Annotated in this window: 16 protein-coding genes and 1 pseudogene; 10 read left to right on the forward strand and 7 right to left on the reverse strand. The window is 31.5% G+C overall.

Features of this window, described 5'->3' with window-relative positions; all coding sequences use genetic code 11:
- Positions 1 to 13 precede the first annotated feature (13 nt).
- The 10 genes and pseudogenes from OB7_RS05770 to OB7_RS05815 all read left to right on the forward strand — a co-directional run bounded on the left by OB7_RS05770 (position 14) and on the right by OB7_RS05815 (position 7,079).
- Positions 14 to 1,246: a hypothetical protein gene (locus tag OB7_RS05770; protein WP_114702746.1), complete on the forward strand. Its 1,233-nt coding sequence runs from the start codon at positions 14 to 16 to the stop codon at positions 1,244 to 1,246.
- Positions 1,247 to 1,286: 40 nt separating this feature from the next.
- Entirely contained in the window at positions 1,287 to 1,772 is a 486-nt protein-coding gene (locus OB7_RS05775; protein WP_114702747.1) for a polyhydroxyalkanoate synthesis regulator DNA-binding domain-containing protein, read from the forward strand.
- Between the two features lie 167 nt (positions 1,773 to 1,939).
- On the forward strand, positions 1,940 to 2,188 hold the full coding sequence (locus tag OB7_RS05780) for a DUF5320 family protein (protein WP_004101592.1): 249 nt from the start codon (positions 1,940 to 1,942) through the stop codon (positions 2,186 to 2,188).
- Positions 2,188 to 2,436, forward strand: coding sequence for a DUF5320 domain-containing protein (locus OB7_RS05785; protein ID WP_004101593.1), 249 nt, complete (start codon positions 2,188 to 2,190; stop codon positions 2,434 to 2,436). Before OB7_RS05780 ends, OB7_RS05785 begins: the two co-directional genes overlap by 1 nt.
- Positions 2,437 to 2,497: 61 nt before the next feature.
- A complete protein-coding gene (locus OB7_RS05790; RefSeq protein WP_114702748.1) occupies positions 2,498 to 3,346 on the forward strand; it encodes a P-loop NTPase in 849 nt (282 codons plus the stop codon).
- Positions 3,343 to 4,215, forward strand: coding sequence for an ATP-binding protein (locus OB7_RS05795; RefSeq protein WP_114702749.1), 873 nt, complete (start codon positions 3,343 to 3,345; stop codon positions 4,213 to 4,215). Before OB7_RS05790 ends, OB7_RS05795 begins: the two co-directional genes overlap by 4 nt.
- A 16-nt stretch (positions 4,216 to 4,231) precedes the next feature.
- Positions 4,232 to 4,576, forward strand: coding sequence for a NifB/NifX family molybdenum-iron cluster-binding protein (locus tag OB7_RS05800; RefSeq protein WP_004101600.1), 345 nt, complete (start codon positions 4,232 to 4,234; stop codon positions 4,574 to 4,576).
- A gap of 14 nt (positions 4,577 to 4,590) precedes the next feature.
- Positions 4,591 to 4,920 carry a NifB/NifX family molybdenum-iron cluster-binding protein gene (locus OB7_RS05805; protein ID WP_004101602.1) on the forward strand — a complete coding sequence of 110 codons (330 nt, stop codon included), beginning with the start codon at positions 4,591 to 4,593 and terminating at the stop codon, positions 4,918 to 4,920.
- A gap of 96 nt (positions 4,921 to 5,016) precedes the next feature.
- A pseudogene (locus OB7_RS10185) lies at positions 5,017 to 5,082 on the forward strand ((4Fe-4S)-binding protein); the annotation flags it as partial.
- Positions 5,083 to 5,216: 134 nt separating this feature from the next.
- Positions 5,217 to 7,079 carry an NAD(P)/FAD-dependent oxidoreductase gene (locus OB7_RS05815; protein ID WP_038042369.1) on the forward strand — a complete coding sequence of 621 codons (1,863 nt, stop codon included), beginning with the start codon at positions 5,217 to 5,219 and terminating at the stop codon, positions 7,077 to 7,079.
- Between the two features lie 50 nt (positions 7,080 to 7,129).
- On the opposite strand, the gene OB7_RS05820 is transcribed toward OB7_RS05815, so the two are convergent.
- The 7 genes from OB7_RS05820 to OB7_RS05855 form a co-directional block, all read right to left on the reverse strand.
- Positions 7,130 to 8,470, reverse strand: coding sequence for an FAD-dependent oxidoreductase (locus tag OB7_RS05820; RefSeq protein ID WP_114702750.1), 1,341 nt, complete (start codon positions 8,468 to 8,470; stop codon positions 7,130 to 7,132).
- Between the two features lie 215 nt (positions 8,471 to 8,685).
- A complete protein-coding gene (locus tag OB7_RS05825) occupies positions 8,686 to 9,177 on the reverse strand; it encodes a chromate transporter (protein ID WP_004101610.1) in 492 nt (163 codons plus the stop codon).
- 77 nt (positions 9,178 to 9,254) lie between these two features.
- Positions 9,255 to 11,357 (reverse strand): type I DNA topoisomerase, encoded by a 2,103-nt coding sequence (topA, locus tag OB7_RS05830; protein ID WP_114702751.1) that lies wholly within the window; start codon positions 11,355 to 11,357, stop codon positions 9,255 to 9,257.
- 1 nt (position 11,358) lies between these two features.
- Complete coding sequence (locus tag OB7_RS05835; RefSeq protein WP_114702752.1) at positions 11,359 to 12,372, reverse strand: 3'-5' exoribonuclease YhaM family protein; 1,014 nt, start codon at positions 12,370 to 12,372, stop codon at positions 11,359 to 11,361.
- Complete coding sequence (alr, locus tag OB7_RS05840) at positions 12,369 to 13,463, reverse strand: alanine racemase (protein ID WP_012580137.1); 1,095 nt, start codon at positions 13,461 to 13,463, stop codon at positions 12,369 to 12,371. The genes OB7_RS05835 and alr overlap by 4 nt, the downstream gene beginning before the upstream one ends.
- Before the next feature lie 330 nt (positions 13,464 to 13,793).
- Entirely contained in the window at positions 13,794 to 14,003 is a 210-nt protein-coding gene (gene rpmB, locus OB7_RS05850; RefSeq protein WP_004101622.1) for a 50S ribosomal protein L28, read from the reverse strand.
- Positions 14,004 to 14,122: 119 nt separating this feature from the next.
- Positions 14,123 to 16,687: an ABC transporter permease gene (locus OB7_RS05855; RefSeq protein ID WP_004101624.1), complete on the reverse strand. Its 2,565-nt coding sequence runs from the start codon at positions 16,685 to 16,687 to the stop codon at positions 14,123 to 14,125.
- Between the last annotated feature and the right edge of the window lie 25 nt (positions 16,688 to 16,712).

The raw sequence follows: 16,712 nt of genomic DNA on the forward strand, positions 1-16,712 counted from the left end.
GGGGTGACTTGTAATGAAAAAGGTTGTATTAGCTTTATTAGTGATATTAGCAAGTTTTGGATTTTCATATTCTCTTTTATTCGAAGGAGGATATTTATACTATGACGGAAACGATTTTTCACTTGAAACTAACAGTTTAACATTCATTCCTGTAAAGTTTAGTACTGATACAAAGTTTGATGGAACATTTTACACAAAATCCTCTTTGAGATTTGATCAAACATTTGATAATTCATATGTATACTTTGATGGACAGTTTTTTACTGCGTCATTTTTTGTTCCTTTAGCAGTTGTAAATGTAAATGAAGCGTATGTTGAAACATATACAAATTTTGGAGATTTAAAGGTAGGAAAATTTGTTGAAAAACTAGTGGATTCTGAAGTTTTTAAAGTATACGATAAAATAGGAAGTTACCTAGCAGGTGAAAAACTTTCTATTACAGGTGCAAAGTATGCTTACACAACAAATTACGGAACTTTAGGGCTCTACACCTTTTCGACATTTGAAAGTTTGCCATCTTCTACACCAGCTTCGTATGTTTATACTGTAAAAACAAATTTGCCTGATGAAACAAAGATGGCAATTTTAGCTTCAATGCAGGGTGGAGGATTACCGATTGTTTTTAAAGATCAAAAATTTGCAGATCACTTTTCCTATGCCATAAATTGGAGTGGAAATGTACTCGGTGTTGATTATGGTGTTTTGCTTGCTTATAAAAAGTCAAATTATCTAGTTGTCGATAAAATTTTAGAAGATGGAGTTCATCTTAAATGGCCATTTGTTTACACTGCATCGTTATCATTTGTTTATCAAATACCATCAACCAGTTTTATAGTTCATAATTACACTGGTTTTGAATCCGAAAATAAAAGTACATTTAATTTGCCAGTTGAAGGATTAGGAGAAGTGGAAATAGAGGAGAAAGTGCCAAGTGTTTTAGAAAATGTATTTGGCATAGAATATCAAATTGGAACCCAAGGACTTATAGGATTTGATGGATACATAAGATTATACGATTTTGAGTATTATGATAGTGCTATATCAGTATATGGAGATTATAAAAAGGATGAATTTGGTGTAAAAGGTATGGTAAAATATAACATGAAATCTGAAAAAATTGATGTTATGTACGAAGGATCATATAATGTTGATGATTATACGGCACTTTTTGCAAGAGGATTATACAGTAAAATAGATGATAGCGATACAAATGTAGTGATGATCGGTGTAAAGGTTAGTTATTAAACTTTCTGGGGGTTCTCCCCCAGATTTTTGGGGGAATACAGTGAGGATAATTAAAAAATATAAAAACAGAAAGTTATATGATACAAGTATAAAAAAATTCATTACTTTAAGCGATATTGCAAATTTTGTTAAAAATGGTGAAGCTGTAAAGGTTATTGATAACCTGGGGAATGATATTACCCAGGAAATTTTTTTGAAGGCAAGAATAAAGGGCAAAGTTTTTGGTAGTTTAAAAAAAGAAATGGTAGAAAAGTTAATTCAGGGATTTATTAAGATATTTAAAGGAAATACCGATGATTTTATTGAAATACTCCTTGATCTTGTAAATCAAGGAGTATTACCTGCAGATATTGCAAAAGAGCTTGGAAATGCAGTGATCAGACATTTTAACGAATTTGAAGACAATATGAAAAAAGATATAATTGAATTGATTAAATCGACAGGCTTTGTTCCAAAAGAAGAGTATGATAAATTAAAGAAGGAATATGAGCTTTTAAAGAAAAGGTGTGAAGGTCAAAGTGGATAAAAAATTGAGATTTCTGCTTTATATGTTTTTAAAAGACTTTAAATAATTTTAAAATTGGTTATTGGAAAAATTTTATTTTTTATGTATATATATGTACTTGACATATATAATAAAATATCATATAATAAATAATGGAAATAGTAAGACCAGTACAGGAGGTGAGGTATATGCCATTCTATGGTGGATACGGAGGCGGATATGGAAGAGGAATGGGATACGGAAGAGGATTTGGTAGAGGATATGGACGTGGTTTTGGTAGAGGCTTTGGATATGGAGCAGGTTATGGTTATTATGAACCCTCAATTGAAGAAGAAAGAGCTATGTTAATGGATTATAAAAGATATCTTGAAGAAGAATTGCGTTTTGTAGAAGAGAGATTAAGAGAACTTGATAATTATCAAGGAGGTGATAGATAATGCCAGGATTCGATGGCACAGGACCAATGGGAACAGGACCAGTTGGAAGAAGATTGGGACCATGTTCTAACAAAAATGCACCTTATACTCCAAGATACGGTTGGTTTAAACCAGTAGTTGGTTGGTTTTACGGATATGGAAGAGGATATGGAAGAGGTTTTGGTAGAGGATATGGCAGATTTGCCGGATATTGTCGAGGCGGATTTGGTAGAGGGGCAGGTCGAGGATTTGGAAGGTTTTGGTGGTAAATATACGTTAAAAGAGGGTTGGAAATCCAACCCTCTTTTAACTTAAGATAGGAGGTTGGATATGAAGATAACAATATTAAGTGGAAAAGGTGGAACTGGTAAAACAACTGTTTCTACTAATTTGGCCTATACACTTTCTAAAAAGTATAAAGTTCAATTACTTGATGCCGATGTTGAAGAACCAAATGATCATCTTTTTTTTAACGTAAATGTGGAAAAAGAAGAGAGTGTTGATATATTATTACCGGTAGTTGATAATGATGCATGTATAAGATGTGGTGAGTGTGCAAAGGCATGTCAGTTTGGTGCTATTACCTCCTTTCCAAATGCAACTGTAGTTTTTAAAAACTTGTGCCATGGTTGTGGTGTATGTTCGATGGTTTGTCCTGTTAATGCTATTACAGAAGTTCCAAAAAGTATTGGGAAGATTGTATTGGGGAAGATAAATGATAATTTAAAATTTGGAATGGGGCTTTTGAATATAGGTGAGCCGTCTGGAGTTAGAATAATAAGGCAATTAAAGAAACACATAGATGAAAATGTTGATGTAGTGTTAATAGATTCTCAGCCAGGAACTTCGTGTCCAGTTGTTGAAAGTTTAAGGAATATAGATTTTGCAATTCTTGTTACTGAACCTACTACATTTGGGTTACACGATCTTTCACTAGCTGTTGATTTAGTTAGAGAGATGAAGATTCCATCTGGAATTGTTATTAATAGAGATACTGGAAATACAAATTTGATTGATGAATATGCAAAGAAAGAGAACATTCCAATATTGTTGAAAATTCCATTTGATAGAGAGATTGCAAAATTATATTCTGAAGGAAAGATTTTTTCAGAATATTTGCCAGAATGGGAAGAAAAGTTTGCTAATGTCTTTGATACAATAAAGGGGATGGTTAAATGAAACAGTTAGCAATAGTTAGTGGAAAAGGTGGAACTGGTAAAACAACATTAAGTTCATCTTTTGGTGCACTATTGAGTCCTGTTGTTCTGGCAGATTGTGATGTTGATGCAGCAAATCTTAATCTTATGTTTAATGGTAAATTAGAAGAAAAATATGACTATTACGGTGGAAAAAAGGCTATAATAGTTCAAAATAAATGCGACAAATGTGGAATTTGTAAGAAAATTTGTAGATTTGAAGCAATTAGCTTTGAAAATGAAGTATATGAGGTAGATCAATATGCGTGTGAAGGTTGTAATGCCTGTGTTATTGCATGCCCCCAAAATGCTATTAGCCTGGAAACAGCACTTTCTGGAGAGTATTATTATTCTGTTATAGATGAACAAAAGGAAATTGTCCATGCAAATTTAAATCCCGGAGAGGAGACCTCAGGTGGTTTGGTTGCAGAAGTAAGAAAGCTTGCCTTGAAAAAGGCGGAAGAAAAAGGTAAAGATATTGTTTTAATAGATGGTGCACCAGGAATTGGTTGTCCAGCTACATCATCTATAACTGCAACAAATTATGTTGTTATAGTTACTGACCCCACTTCTTCAGGGTTGCATGATTTAAAGAGAATTGTTGAGACTGTCAGACATTTTAGAAGAGATTTTGGGGTAGTTATAAATAAATACGATTTAAATCCTGATGTAAGCAAACAAATAGAAAATTATTGTTTGAGTGATAATATTGAAATTTTAGGGAAAATTCCATTTGATGAATTGGTTGAAAAATCTAACCTTGAAATGAAACCAATTGTATTGTATGAAAATAGCATGGCTGGAAAGGCTATAAAGGAAATATTTGAAAAAGTAATGAGAAAACTAAAATAAAACAGGAGGTGTTAAGATGAAGATAGCTATACCATCACAAGGTAAAACACTTGATTCATTAAGCAACGATAGATTCGCAAGAGCAGAGTTTTTTGTAATTTATGATTTTGATAAGGGTGAGATCGTAGAAGTTGTAGAAAATACGGCAAATGAAGCCCATGGAATGGGGCCAAAGGTTTCTCAAATGCTTGCTGAAAAAGGTGTAAATGTATTAATTCTGGAAAGTGTTGGAAAAAATGCTTTTGAAGTATTAAAAGCTGCAGGGATTGAAGTATATTTGACAAAAAAGGATACATTGGCAAATATAATTGAAAATTATAAAAGTGGAAAATTGGAGAAAGTAGAAAATGCAACCCATTAAGGAGTGAGACTAGTATGAAAGTAGCATTCGGTACTATAGATGGAAAAAAGATAAATGATGAACATTTTGGACATTCAAATATATATGTTGTATATGAATTTGATGGAGAAAATTTTAAAAAAATTGAGGAGATAAAAAATCCTTATGCTGAAACTCATATGCACGCTAAGGTTGATGAAATTTTGGAATTTTTGGGACACTGTAAAGTCTGGATTGGAAACTCAATGGGAAAAGGCTCCATGGTTAAATTAGAAAAATTGGGGTATAAACCTATTTTAGTTAAAAGCAGGACTGTAGATGAAGCATTAGAAGAAGTAAAGGCGCTATTAAGTGAAGAAAAATAGTTGTTTTTTCTTTGGAGGTGATTACATGCCCTGGGTAAAGGAAAGCGATTGTATTAATGTAAGGTATGTGTAAATGTATGTCCAGTTGAAGGGGCTATAACGGTAAAAGATGATGGTTATCCTTATATAAACAACGATATTTGTACAAGATGTGGGGTGTGTATGGAAAAATGCCCAAAAAATGCTATAAGACCAAACTATGAAAATCCTTCCTTGCGTGGAATGGGAAGAGGAATGGCAAGAGGTTTTGGAAGAAATAGAGGATTTTGAAAAAAGATAAGGGAGAGTGGTTGCCAATGAAATTTGGAATTTTTGAAGCAAAAAATCATATTTTTATGGCTCCTATTAAAACTGCATTGGCTACACCAAAGACAGGTTTTATTACTGATGAACAAATTAGATATTATGAAAAAAGAGCAAAAGGTGGAGTAGGAACAATAATTTTAGAGCCGATTGCTGTACTTCCTACAGGGAAAGAGCATCCAAAGCAAACTATGCTAAATACAGATGAACATATTGAAGGATTAAAAAAATTAGTAGATACATTGCATAAATATGAAACAAAGCTTATTGTTCACTTAAGTCATGCAGGAAGAGCGGCTAATCCAAAGGTGTCAGGTGAAGTTCTTGCACCTTCATCAATAAAATGTCCATCTACAGGGCAAATTCCAGGGGAATTAACTGTTCAACAAATAAATGAAATAATCAATGCATTTAAAGAAAATGCATTGAGAGCTCAAAAAGCTGGAGCAGATGGAATTGAAATTCAATTTGGTCATGGGTACCTCGTTCATCAATTTTATTCAGAAAGATTAAATAAAAGAACAGATGAATATGGAAAAGACAAACTTAAATTTGCAAGAGATTTACTTATTGAAATAACAAAGGTCATTGAAATACCAATATTTATTAGAATTTCGGGAAGCGAATTTGTTGAGGGTGGTTTTACAAACGAAGGTTTATCAAAGATACTAGCATTGGCAGAAAGATTTGGTGTTTCGGCAGTCCATGTTGGATGGGGAAATGCATGTGATTCTGCTCCATGGTATTACAATCACATGTCGCTCCCATTGGATGTTATGGACGAGAAATTAAGAGAGATAAGAAAATTAACATCACTACCTATTATTGCAGCAGGAAGAATGTACAAGAATGAAAGATATAAATATTTGGTTGAAGAAAAGGTTGTTGACGGTGTTGTTTTAGGAAGACAATTGATTGTAGATCCTGAATTTCCAAAGAAAATAATTTCTAATTCAGATGACTATATTAGGTGTGGAAGTTGTCTTCAAGGATGTCTTGGAAATGTAAAAGCAGGGAAACCAGTAGGTTGTATTGCAAATCCAGAGGTTCACGTTGAATTTAATGGAAAAGCAACTTTAAAGAAGAAAGTTGCAATTGTTGGAGGAGGGCCTGCAGGATTATTTACAGGATTATATTTAAAGAAAAAAGGATATGATGTGACCCTTTTTGAAAGAAACAATTATTTAGGCGGGCAATGGGTATTAACGTATAGAGCACCAGGAAAGCTTTCTATGAAAGATACTTTGGATGATTTGATTAGAAAGGCAGAGAAAGAATTGAATATAAAATTGAATACTGAAGTTTCTGTAGAGACATTTAAAAAAGAAAAGTTTGATGCGATTATTGTAGCAACTGGTGCAAAACCATTTATTCCTCCAATAAAGGGACTTGAAAATTATATTACTGGTTTTGACTTTTTTGAAGGTAAAAAAGTAACAGGGGAAAAAGTATTAATAATAGGCGGAGGATTAATAGGTTTAGAAGTTGCAGAAGCGCTGGTCAAAGAAGGAAAAAAAGTAACTGTAGTTGAAGCCTTAGATTCAATTGGAAGAGGTATGGAAATCGTTGCAAGTAAGTTGTTCCAAAAAAATTATGCACCTAAAATTGATGTGTATACAAACACATTAGTTAAAGAAGTAAAAGACAAAGAGGTAATTGTTGAAAAAGATGGAAAAGAAATTTCATTAGGTCAGTTTGATGATATTGTGATAACGGCTGGGACAAAACCTGAAAACAAAATATATGAAGAATTATCTTCACAATTTGATAACGTTTATTTAGTTGGAGATGCTATGAAGGTTGGTCAGATAATTGATGCTGCTCAAGAAGCATTAGAGCTTTCAGAAAAGATATAATAAAATTAAAATAATCCCAGTAGCTAAAAGCTACTGGGATATTTATTTTTTTACATTTTTGATAAGGCATCTTCAGCTGCAACTGCAAGAGGATAAACAGTTGGGGCAGCGGTTAGTAGTGGATGTGTACCAATTTGCATGGTAAGTAAGTCTTTTATATTAACATCTTTTTGAATTGCAAGACTTATGATGTTTATTATTTCTCCTACACTCTTTCCACCAACAATTTGTGCACCTAGTAACAATCCACATTCCTTTGAGAAGATTAATTTCATTGTAATTTTTGAAGCGTCTGCAAATTTGCCTGGATGTCTATCAACAACTTCTGCTCTACCAACTACAACGTCAAAACCTTCCTCTTTTGCAACAGATTCCGTTATGCCAGCAGAAGCAAATGTTTTTCCACCGATTACGGTTGAATAAGCATTTAGTGAGCCTTTATTTGTCCTTAGAAGTCTTAATTTGTAAAGATTTGATGCTGCAATTCTTGCATCAAAAACGGCTGCGGATGCGAGCATTAATCTTGAAGGTTTTCCAGTGAAATAATCTTTGTGTTGTACACAGTCACCTGCTGCAAACACATCTTTTACTGATGTTCTCATATAATCATCAGTTTCTATGTATCCTAATTCTGTAACTTTAATTCCGAGTTTTTTTGCTAGCTCCGTATTTGGTTTATATCCAGTTGCTATAATAACTACATCGGCTGGTAGCTCTTCTCCATTTTCCAAAATGACTTTTTCTACTTTTCCATTTCCCTCAATTTTTGTAACTTTTGTACTTAATAGCACTTTGACATTGTCACTTTCAATTTCTTGTTTTGCTATTTCACCAAAATCTGCATCAAATGAGGCGGGCAATAGGTAATCTTTTGCTTCTATTAAGGTTACATTTTTACCAGATTTTTTAATTTCATCTGCAACCTCGACACCGATAAATCCTCCACCTATAATAACTATATTTTGAACTCTCTTAACTTTTTCTTGAACTTCTTCCAAGTATTTGTAATTTTTTGGTATGGAGTATACGTTTTCTAAATCATTTCCTGGGATTGGGATAACAAATGGTGTTGACCCTGTAGCAATAACTAATTTATCATATTCAAATTCTTTTCCATTTTTTGTTACTATTTTCTTTTCATTAACGTTTCCGTCTACCACTTCATCAATTAGTAAATCAATACCATTTGCCTTGAATTTATCTTCTATACCCATGTAATCGTTTTCTATTTTTCCGAGAGTATGGAATATATAAGGTATTCCACAGGGAACAAGTTCTTTTTCAAGCTTTTTTACAACAAGAATTTTCTTATCTTTGTAAAGTTTCCTAGATGTTAAAGCTGCCACCAATCCAGCTGCGCTTCCTCCAATTACAATAATATCGTATTTCATAAGGTCACCTCCAATAAAGTTATATAATTCACATGCAAAAAATATATATGTACTTAATACATTATATCACAAATACAGATATGTTGTTTAAATATATATAATTTTTCGAAGAATGCTTTTTAATTTTTACTAATAGTTTTCTAACTATTAGCTGAAAAGTATTTGGAACATTGTGAAAAGAATGGATTTTATGTTAAAAAGTTTTATTGTGAAAACTAAAACAAGAAGAAACCTATAATTCCAGAGATAAAAATCACGTATATTGGATCAATTTTGGTTTTTGTAAATAAAAGAAATGCAACTATAGATATTAAAATTTGATAGAAACTGCTTATGTTTGTAAGGAGCGATATGAAGGTAATTGAGATCAAAAAAATAACACCAAATTTAAGTGCTGTTATAAATTCTTTTGGAAGTCTATCGCGGACTATAAAAAATAGTGTTGTAAATGTAATAGGTGCAACAAGCACTGCAATAGAATTTAAAATAGCACCTGTTATTCCGTACATTTTTAGCCCAACGTACGTTGCCGTATTTAGCATTACAGGTCCTGGTGTCATTTGAGATATTGAAAGTATTTCTTTGAATTGTTCGGGAGTTAACCAATTATTAGAGAGAACAGCATCTTTAATTATCCCAATAATTGACCAACCACCACCGAATGCTATAAATCCTATTTTTACAAATTCTAAGAAAACTCTTAGCACTTTATACACCTCTCATTTGTTAATTAAGTAAAAAGAAATTCTCTCCGCTTGAGAGAATTTCTTGATGAAAGTATTTTTTATTCTTCATTTTTAGGCTCTGTCCAAGACATAAAATCACAATCTGAATTAGTACATGTCCAATATGTTTTACCGTTTTTACTTCTTCTCATGACCACCAATGAACCACATTTTGGACATTTTGCCTGGGCTATTTTATATCCTGAAACTGTAAAATCACAATTATCACATTTGAAGTAGTATCCAAATCTACCTTTTTTTCTGACTAGGTGGCCACCACATTTTGGGCATGAATTTTCTGAAACGGTTTCATTTGCATGATTTTCAAGTGCTTGTGCAATGAACATTTTATTTTCTATTAGGACTGCATTTATTGTATTATCCACACTTTTATTTATTTTGCATTTTTCACAATTTAAATATAATCCATACTTTCCAATTTTTAATTTGTAATTTTCTTCTTTACAATCTTGACAAGGCAAGTCCGTTTCATAGTCAATAGTGTAAAACTCTTTCTGTGCGGTTGAAAGGTATTTTGAAAATTCGGAGTAAAAATTATCTAATACTTCTTTCCATTCTTTTTCTCCTGATTCCACCTTATCTAATTCTTCTTCCATTAAGGCGGTAAACTTTTTGTCAACAATTTCTGGGAATCTTTTTGTTAAAAAGTCCTCTACGGTAAATCCGAGTAATGTAGGAATAAGCTCTTTCTTTTCTTTTTTTACATATTTTCTTGCAAGAAGTGTAGAAATTATAGTAGCATAAGTGCTTGGTCTTCCAATCCCTTCTGCCTCTAAAGTTTTTACTAAACTTGCTTCTGTAAACCTTGCAGGCGGTTTTGTAGTATCTTTTTCAATATTTATTTTTGATACTTTATATGTTTTTCCTTTTTCAAGATCTATTTCTTCTTCTTCCTTGCTAGAAGAGTTATATATTTTTTCAAAACCATCAAATATTAGATGAGAATATGTTGTTCTAAATTCATATTTTTCACTTTGAAAAATATATGTCCTTTCTTTATATTTTGATTCTTTCATTTGTGATGCCATAAATCTTTCCCATATTAGTTTGTATAACTTATAGTAATCACTGGATAGTAAAGATTTCGCAATATCTGGAGTTATTTCTGGATTAACAGGCCTTATACATTCATGTGCATCTTGAACATTTTTTGAGGTTTTCTTTTTATTTTTTGAGCCGCCAATATATTCTTTACCAAAGTTTTTTTCTATAAATTCTTGAGCCATTTGTTTTGCTTCTTCTGATACACGGGTTGAGTCAGTTCTCATGTATGTAATAAAAGCAAGATGCCCCTCTTTTGTATCAATACCTTCGTACAATGCTTGTGCAATTTTCATTGTTTTTGAAACAGGAAAACCTAACTTTGTAGCTGCGTCTTGTTGTAGCGTACTTGTAATGTAAGGATTTGGAGGAGATTTCTTTCTTTCTTTTTCGACTATATCTGAAAGTGTTACCTCTTTTACATTATTTTTAATATCTTCTGCAATTTCTTTTGTTATATTTTCCTGTTTGATTTTTTTCCCTTTAATGCTCCAAAGATTTGCTTTAACTTTTTTTACATTAATAGATACTTTGTAGAATTCCTTTGGTTTAAATAAGAATCTTTCTCTTTCCCTATCACAAATTATTTTCAGTGCAGCAGATTGAACTCTTCCAGCACTCATGGCGCCTTTGATTATTTTCCATAGTAATGGACTTATTTTGTAGCCGACGATTCTATCTAAAATTCTTCTTGCAAGCTGTGCGTTAACCTTTTTTATATCTATTTCTCTGGGTGTCTCCACAGATTTTTTAATGGTATTTGGAGTAATTTCGGTAAATACTATTCTATTTTTTCCTTTAAGATTGAAGATTTGTGAAAGGTGCCAAGCAATAGCTTCTCCTTCTCTATCCATATCTGATGCAAGAAGCACTTCTTTCCCTTTTATTTCTTTCTTTATACTTTCAATCACATTTTCTTTGCCAGGAATAATTTCAAATTCTGGTTCAAAATTATTTAAATCCACACCAAATTTCTTTTGAGGTAGATCTCTAACGTGTCCTTTTGAAGATATAACTTTATATTCATCTCCAAGAATTTTTTCAATAGTTTTAGCTTTTGCTGGTGATTCTACTATGATCACTTTCTTTTTTTTGGACATATTAACCCCTCTCATCGTGTTTTAATAAGATTCTTCTTCCAAGACTTGGATCAAAATCACTCCAGGTTTTTTCTGGATTTATTTCAAGTTCTTTTTCTTTGATGTTATACATTCTGTTCAATTTTGAATCCATGTTTTCAATCATATGTAGTACATAAGCTTCTGGAGTCTTTGGTAGAACAGGAGAACCCCATTCAAATTCACCGTGGTGAGAGAGTATCATATGTAGTAGCTTTTCTGAAAGCTCACTGCTAGCATTTATTTTATTCAATTTTTCCTTTACTATATCAAATCCACTTACAATGTGACCGATTAATTCTCCTTTTTGTGTTAGTTCAATACCATGTGATGATATTTCATAGTCGTATATTTTTCCAATGTCATGCAATAAAGCACCGGTTATTAGAAGGTCTCTATCGAGCCACGTGTATATTTTTGCTACATTTTCGCATATACTAGCAACTGTTATACTATGCTCTGCAAGGCCACCTACATAATTGTGGTGAACTCTAAGCCCTGCAGGTGCACTCATAAATGCTTCTGATAATTTTTCATCATTTTTAAATATTTCTATTAGTAATTTTTTTAAAGTATCGTTTTTTATTGAATCAATAAAATAATTAATCTTAGTTTTTGCACTTTCTGAGGACATCTTAGATTCCGATACAAATCTTTCAATGTTGTATTCATCTTCATTAAGAACAATGATATTTGAATCTTCTAAAATGTTTAATTGTATTCTTCCATCGTATATTACCACCTTCCCTTGTGTCCTTACAACATTTCCAACGCTTATTTTTGCATCGTTTTTTTCTGCATTAAACCAATCAATAGCTCTAAGTATGCCTGTTTTGTCTTCAAATGTTAAAAGTAAATATTTTTGCCCATTTTTTGTCTCTAAAAGTCTTTTACTTTTTACCTTAACGATTGTTTCAACTTCTGAATTTATGTAATTTTCAAGTTCTGAGATATAAGGTTCTCTAAATTTTTCAATCAATTCTTTAGGTAATTTCAAAGTTCCACCCCTTTGTAAATTCTAGGCACCCTTTCTGAAATTCTGCAGGTAACCTCATAGTTTATCGTTCCAACCTTATCAGCAATTTCTTCTGCACTTATAAATTCATTTCCCTGTTTTCCAATTAAAATTACTTCATCACCTATTTTAACCTCATCATCTGCTTCTACAACAAATTGATCCATACAAACCCTTCCCAAAATTTTTCTTCTTTTTCCATTTATCAGAACTTCACCATTATTTGAAAGATGTCTCCAGTATCCATCTGCATATCCTACGGGTATGGTTGCAACTTTCATATCATAAGGTGCGACAAAAGTTCTTCCATAGCTCACACTTTCTCCTTTTTTTAGTGTTTTTACGTGAGATACAACACTTTTCCAGGTCAAAACTGGTTTTAAATTTTCATCTTTTACTTGATTGCTTGGCATTAAGCCATAACTTGCAATACCTATTCTTACATAATCTCCACAAGATATGATTCCAGATAAAGAGGCAGCACTGTTATTTGTGTGTCTTATTTTAACAGGTAAATTAACCTCTAAAAATTTTTCATATTGCTTCTTTGTAAATTCAATATCTTCTTTCTTTAAAGAATCTGCTACAGCAAAATGTGTGTAGATGCCTTCAACTTCAAAACCATTTGAAATTAATTTTTCGTATATTTTCATAGCATCTTTTGGCTCAATTCCAACTCTATTCATACCGGTATCTATATTTATATGAACCTTTGGTTTTTTGATTAAATCTTTATATTCTTCAACCTGCTCATTTGAAATTATTGTAATTGTAATATTATTGTCAGCTGCAAGCGGGACAAAGTCTTTATCTAGATAGTTAAACACGAGAATATTGGTATTTATCCCGTTTTTTCTTAAAATTAAAGCTTCTTCCAAAAATGCAACTGCAAAGTAATCAATTCCCATTTTTTCTGCAGATTTTGCTAACATTACTGCACCGTGCCCGTAGGCGTTAGCTTTTATAACGGGCATTACCTTTGCCGGGCTACATTTTTTTTGAAAGTATTTAAGATTCTCAATATAGTTATTTATATTTATTTCCGCAAACGTTCTTCTACTTTCCGTACCCATCCCCCCAATGGTAAAAATGTGTATTTTTTTCCTTCAGACCTTATTTTAACACAAAAAAAGGAAATCTGAAAAGATTCTATTTTACTTATCTCGAATCTTTTTTTATAAAAGATACTTTTAAATATAATGAATTTATCATCTATTTCAAACTTGTAAGTTATTGCTTCTAAAAAAAGCACTGATATAGCTGAGTATGAAAAAGCAATTAACAATAAGGGGATAATATTGATGGGGAGAGTCAAAAGGTAGGCAACAATTAGTGTTGAAATAATAAATATTATGATTAAAGCTAGTCTATACAAAAAAAACAAAGCGGGTCCCCCCGCTTCATTATGCTTCAACTGATTTGCTGACGTATCTTTTTACTTTTCCTGCGCTTAGACAGTCGGTACAAACCCACATTCTTTTTACTGTTCCATCTTCTCTTAAGACTCTTACTTTTTGTAAGTTTGGTCTGAACCATCTATTTGTTCTTCTGTTTGAGTGTGATACGTTTTTTCCGGAAGCGGGTCCTTTTCCGCAAATTTGACATTTTGCCATTTTGCTCCTCCCCTTTCTTCTTCTATTTAATAATTATTAATTATATACTCTGACACAAACTATATTTTACACTTTTGTTTTTACTGTGTCAATTTTTTTAATGTAAAAAATGTGTTTCATTAATCAAAAACCCTTATAGCTTCTGCAGGACTTATTTTTTGTGCAAGGTTTGCAGGATAAATTGTAAATATACCTGTAATTAAGTAAATACCTGCGATTATTTCAATAATTTGAATCCATGGGATAGTTATTGAAAAATCGGGTAATTCACTTGAGATCATAGTAGTTAAATCCATGGTAATGAAAAATGTTGTAATTATTGCTGTTAATATAGCAATAGTAACTATTAAAAATGCTTCGGTAATAAAGAATGAAAATATAGTTTTTCTATTTACTCCCAAAGCTTTTAGAGATCCAATTATTCTTTTTCTTTCATATACATTCTTTAGGCTAAGAATTGTAAGTCCAGAAAAACCACTTATAAAACCAAAATAAAATAGTTGTACTGCAACATTTATAAAGTATTTTATACTCAAAAATACTTTATTAAGCTCTTCGGTAACATATAATGGAGCATCGAATTTTTCATATACTGTATTTTTAGCTTGACTTACGTATTCATCTTTTACAACTCCGGCATATCCTTGTAGAGCTCCAGAAACCTTTTTGTCGTAAACAAATATTCCATCGAATGGGACTATAACATTTTTGGGATCAAAAGTATCGACTACTTTAAAGCTTTCGTAAAATCTGGCACTTATACCTGGTAGTATTCCTTTTATCAAAAAAGTATAGGTTGAATCCTTAGAAAAGATTTCTTTATTTGCTATTCCTTCCTTTAAAGATAAGTCATTAATTTTTACATTTTCAATTTTTAAAGATTTTTCAATGCCACTTTTTGCAAGTATAATCGTAAGATTTCTATTATCAAGTTTTGCGTTTACAAGTTGTATTTTTACAAGGTTTTCAAACATTGATTTAAAATTTTCATCTGTTTCGTAGTAATCTGTTTTGAAAAAGCTTTTTAATGGGTTTTCTATAATTAAAAAGTTATAGCCTACAATTCCACTATCAAGTTTTTTGTCCACATAATTAAAAACGCTGCTTGGAATAACAGCTGTTAAAAGTATTACAAGAGTTATTATTGCATAGACAAAAAATACTATGTAATTTCTCATTTTTTGTTTTTCAATGTATGAAATTGCAAGTATGTTTGAAAGGCTATAAAATTTTCTAATAACGTTTTTTATTAAGGGAAGAATGGAAAATATTATTACTACACTTGCCGCTAAAAATATTCCTGATCTTGCAAGATAATCCCATCTTTCTCCAGTCCCTATTTTGTTGTAAATGGTGAGAATGGAAAGGACACCAGCAAGAAGTTGTACATAACTTTTTTTAAAGAAAATAGATATCAAGATTATTAGCACAGACAGTGAATAAAGTGGATTAATAAAAAAGAAAGCTACAACGATTAAAAATGCTAATATAAATATCCATCTTTTTTTAGGTAGTATTTGTTCTTCAGAGAGAAGAACGACTGGTGGAATTTTAGAAAATGAAATACTTCTAGTAATTAACAATGTTACTGGTAAAATAATTGAAATTAAAATTCCAAGAAAAATAGATTTATATGTTATCACGTATGGAATTTTTTCAGCAATAGTTGTGTCTGATGATGCAATATTTGGAAGGTTATTTACAAAGGAAAGCAAATACCTACCAAAAATAATTCCAAGTAGTGCTCCAACAATTGAAGAAGAGATTATATACATCAATCCTTCCAAAAAAAGGATAATTCCACTTTTTTTCTTTGAAAGTCCCAATGCTCGTAAGGTTCCAAGAGTTTTTCTTCTATCTTCAGCAAGTACACCGAAAAAGTTTGATATGAATAAAAAACTGCTTAGTATAGAAAATCCGCTGAATCCAAGAAATAGGTAACCTATAACTTTATTTAATGGTGAATATTTCAAGTTATATTTGGTTGGAGTGGTTCTTAGGTCAAGGTCTTTAGAGAGCTTTTCAGAAAATTCTAAATGATTTTTTAAATCAAGATTTAATGATATAAAGACTGTGTTTGGAGCGTTATATGTGTACATTCTTAGACTCAACATCAAGTCTTTTGGAATAAAAATACTACCATTTGTCATACCAGTTTCTCCACGGAAGTTAAATTCTTCAAGTCCGATGTGATCAATTTTTAATTCTTTACTTCCGCTTGGAGTTATGATTGTTATTGTGTCACCTTGCTTTATGTTTAGAGTTTTTGCAAGATCGCTAGATAAAATGATTCCATCTATATCTTTTTTTGAAAATTCTTTTATTTTTTCATCATAACCTATGGCAAAGATATCATAAAAATTGCCATTATGTTTTATTCTTGAAGAGACTAGATAGGTAAAGACAAAATCTCTTACAACACCTTCATTTTTATATTTATTAAGATATTTTTCTACTTGTTCTACATTTAGTGTTTTTGGAAAAAAGAATGTATCACTTTTATCTTTTGCAACAATGTCTATATTTCCAAAATTATTTCTTAATTTAGAATTAAACCAGCTATCAACAGAATCGTTCAATGAAAGAGCTCCAACAACCAACATTGTTGCGATCATACTTCCAAGTATTACAAGCAAAGAGAGTTTAAAATTTGAAAAGAAGTTTCTAAAGGCTATTTTTATCATAACGTATCACCCTAATAAATTACCG

Source organism: Thermosipho africanus Ob7, from assembly GCF_003351105.1.
In the GTDB taxonomy this organism is placed as follows: Bacteria; Thermotogota; Thermotogae; order Thermotogales; family Fervidobacteriaceae; genus Thermosipho; species Thermosipho africanus.

Bases quoted from the DNA above. Each gene is read 5' to 3' on its own strand.
- OB7_RS05770 (WP_114702746.1), top strand. From the start codon at position 14: ATGAAAAAGGTTGTATTAGCTTTATTAGTGATATTAGCAAGTTTTGGA.
- OB7_RS05780 (WP_004101592.1), top strand. From the start codon at position 1,940: ATGCCATTCTATGGTGGATACGGAGGCGGATATGGAAGAGGAATGGGA.
- OB7_RS05785 (WP_004101593.1), top strand. From the start codon at position 2,188: ATGCCAGGATTCGATGGCACAGGACCAATGGGAACAGGACCAGTTGGA.
- OB7_RS05790 (WP_114702748.1), top strand. From the start codon at position 2,498: ATGAAGATAACAATATTAAGTGGAAAAGGTGGAACTGGTAAAACAACT.
- OB7_RS05795 (WP_114702749.1), top strand. From the start codon at position 3,343: ATGAAACAGTTAGCAATAGTTAGTGGAAAAGGTGGAACTGGTAAAACA.
- OB7_RS05800 (WP_004101600.1), top strand. From the start codon at position 4,232: ATGAAGATAGCTATACCATCACAAGGTAAAACACTTGATTCATTAAGC.
- OB7_RS05805 (WP_004101602.1), top strand. From the start codon at position 4,591: ATGAAAGTAGCATTCGGTACTATAGATGGAAAAAAGATAAATGATGAA.
- OB7_RS05815 (WP_038042369.1), top strand. From the start codon at position 5,217: ATGAAATTTGGAATTTTTGAAGCAAAAAATCATATTTTTATGGCTCCT.
- OB7_RS05820 (WP_114702750.1), bottom strand. From the start codon at position 8,470: ATGAAATACGATATTATTGTAATTGGAGGAAGCGCAGCTGGATTGGTG.
- topA (WP_114702751.1), bottom strand. From the start codon at position 11,357: ATGTCCAAAAAAAAGAAAGTGATCATAGTAGAATCACCAGCAAAAGCT.
- alr (WP_012580137.1), bottom strand. From the start codon at position 13,463: ATGGGTACGGAAAGTAGAAGAACGTTTGCGGAAATAAATATAAATAAC.
- rpmB (WP_004101622.1), bottom strand. From the start codon at position 14,003: ATGGCAAAATGTCAAATTTGCGGAAAAGGACCCGCTTCCGGAAAAAAC.
- OB7_RS05855 (WP_004101624.1), bottom strand. From the start codon at position 16,687: ATGATAAAAATAGCCTTTAGAAACTTCTTTTCAAATTTTAAACTCTCT.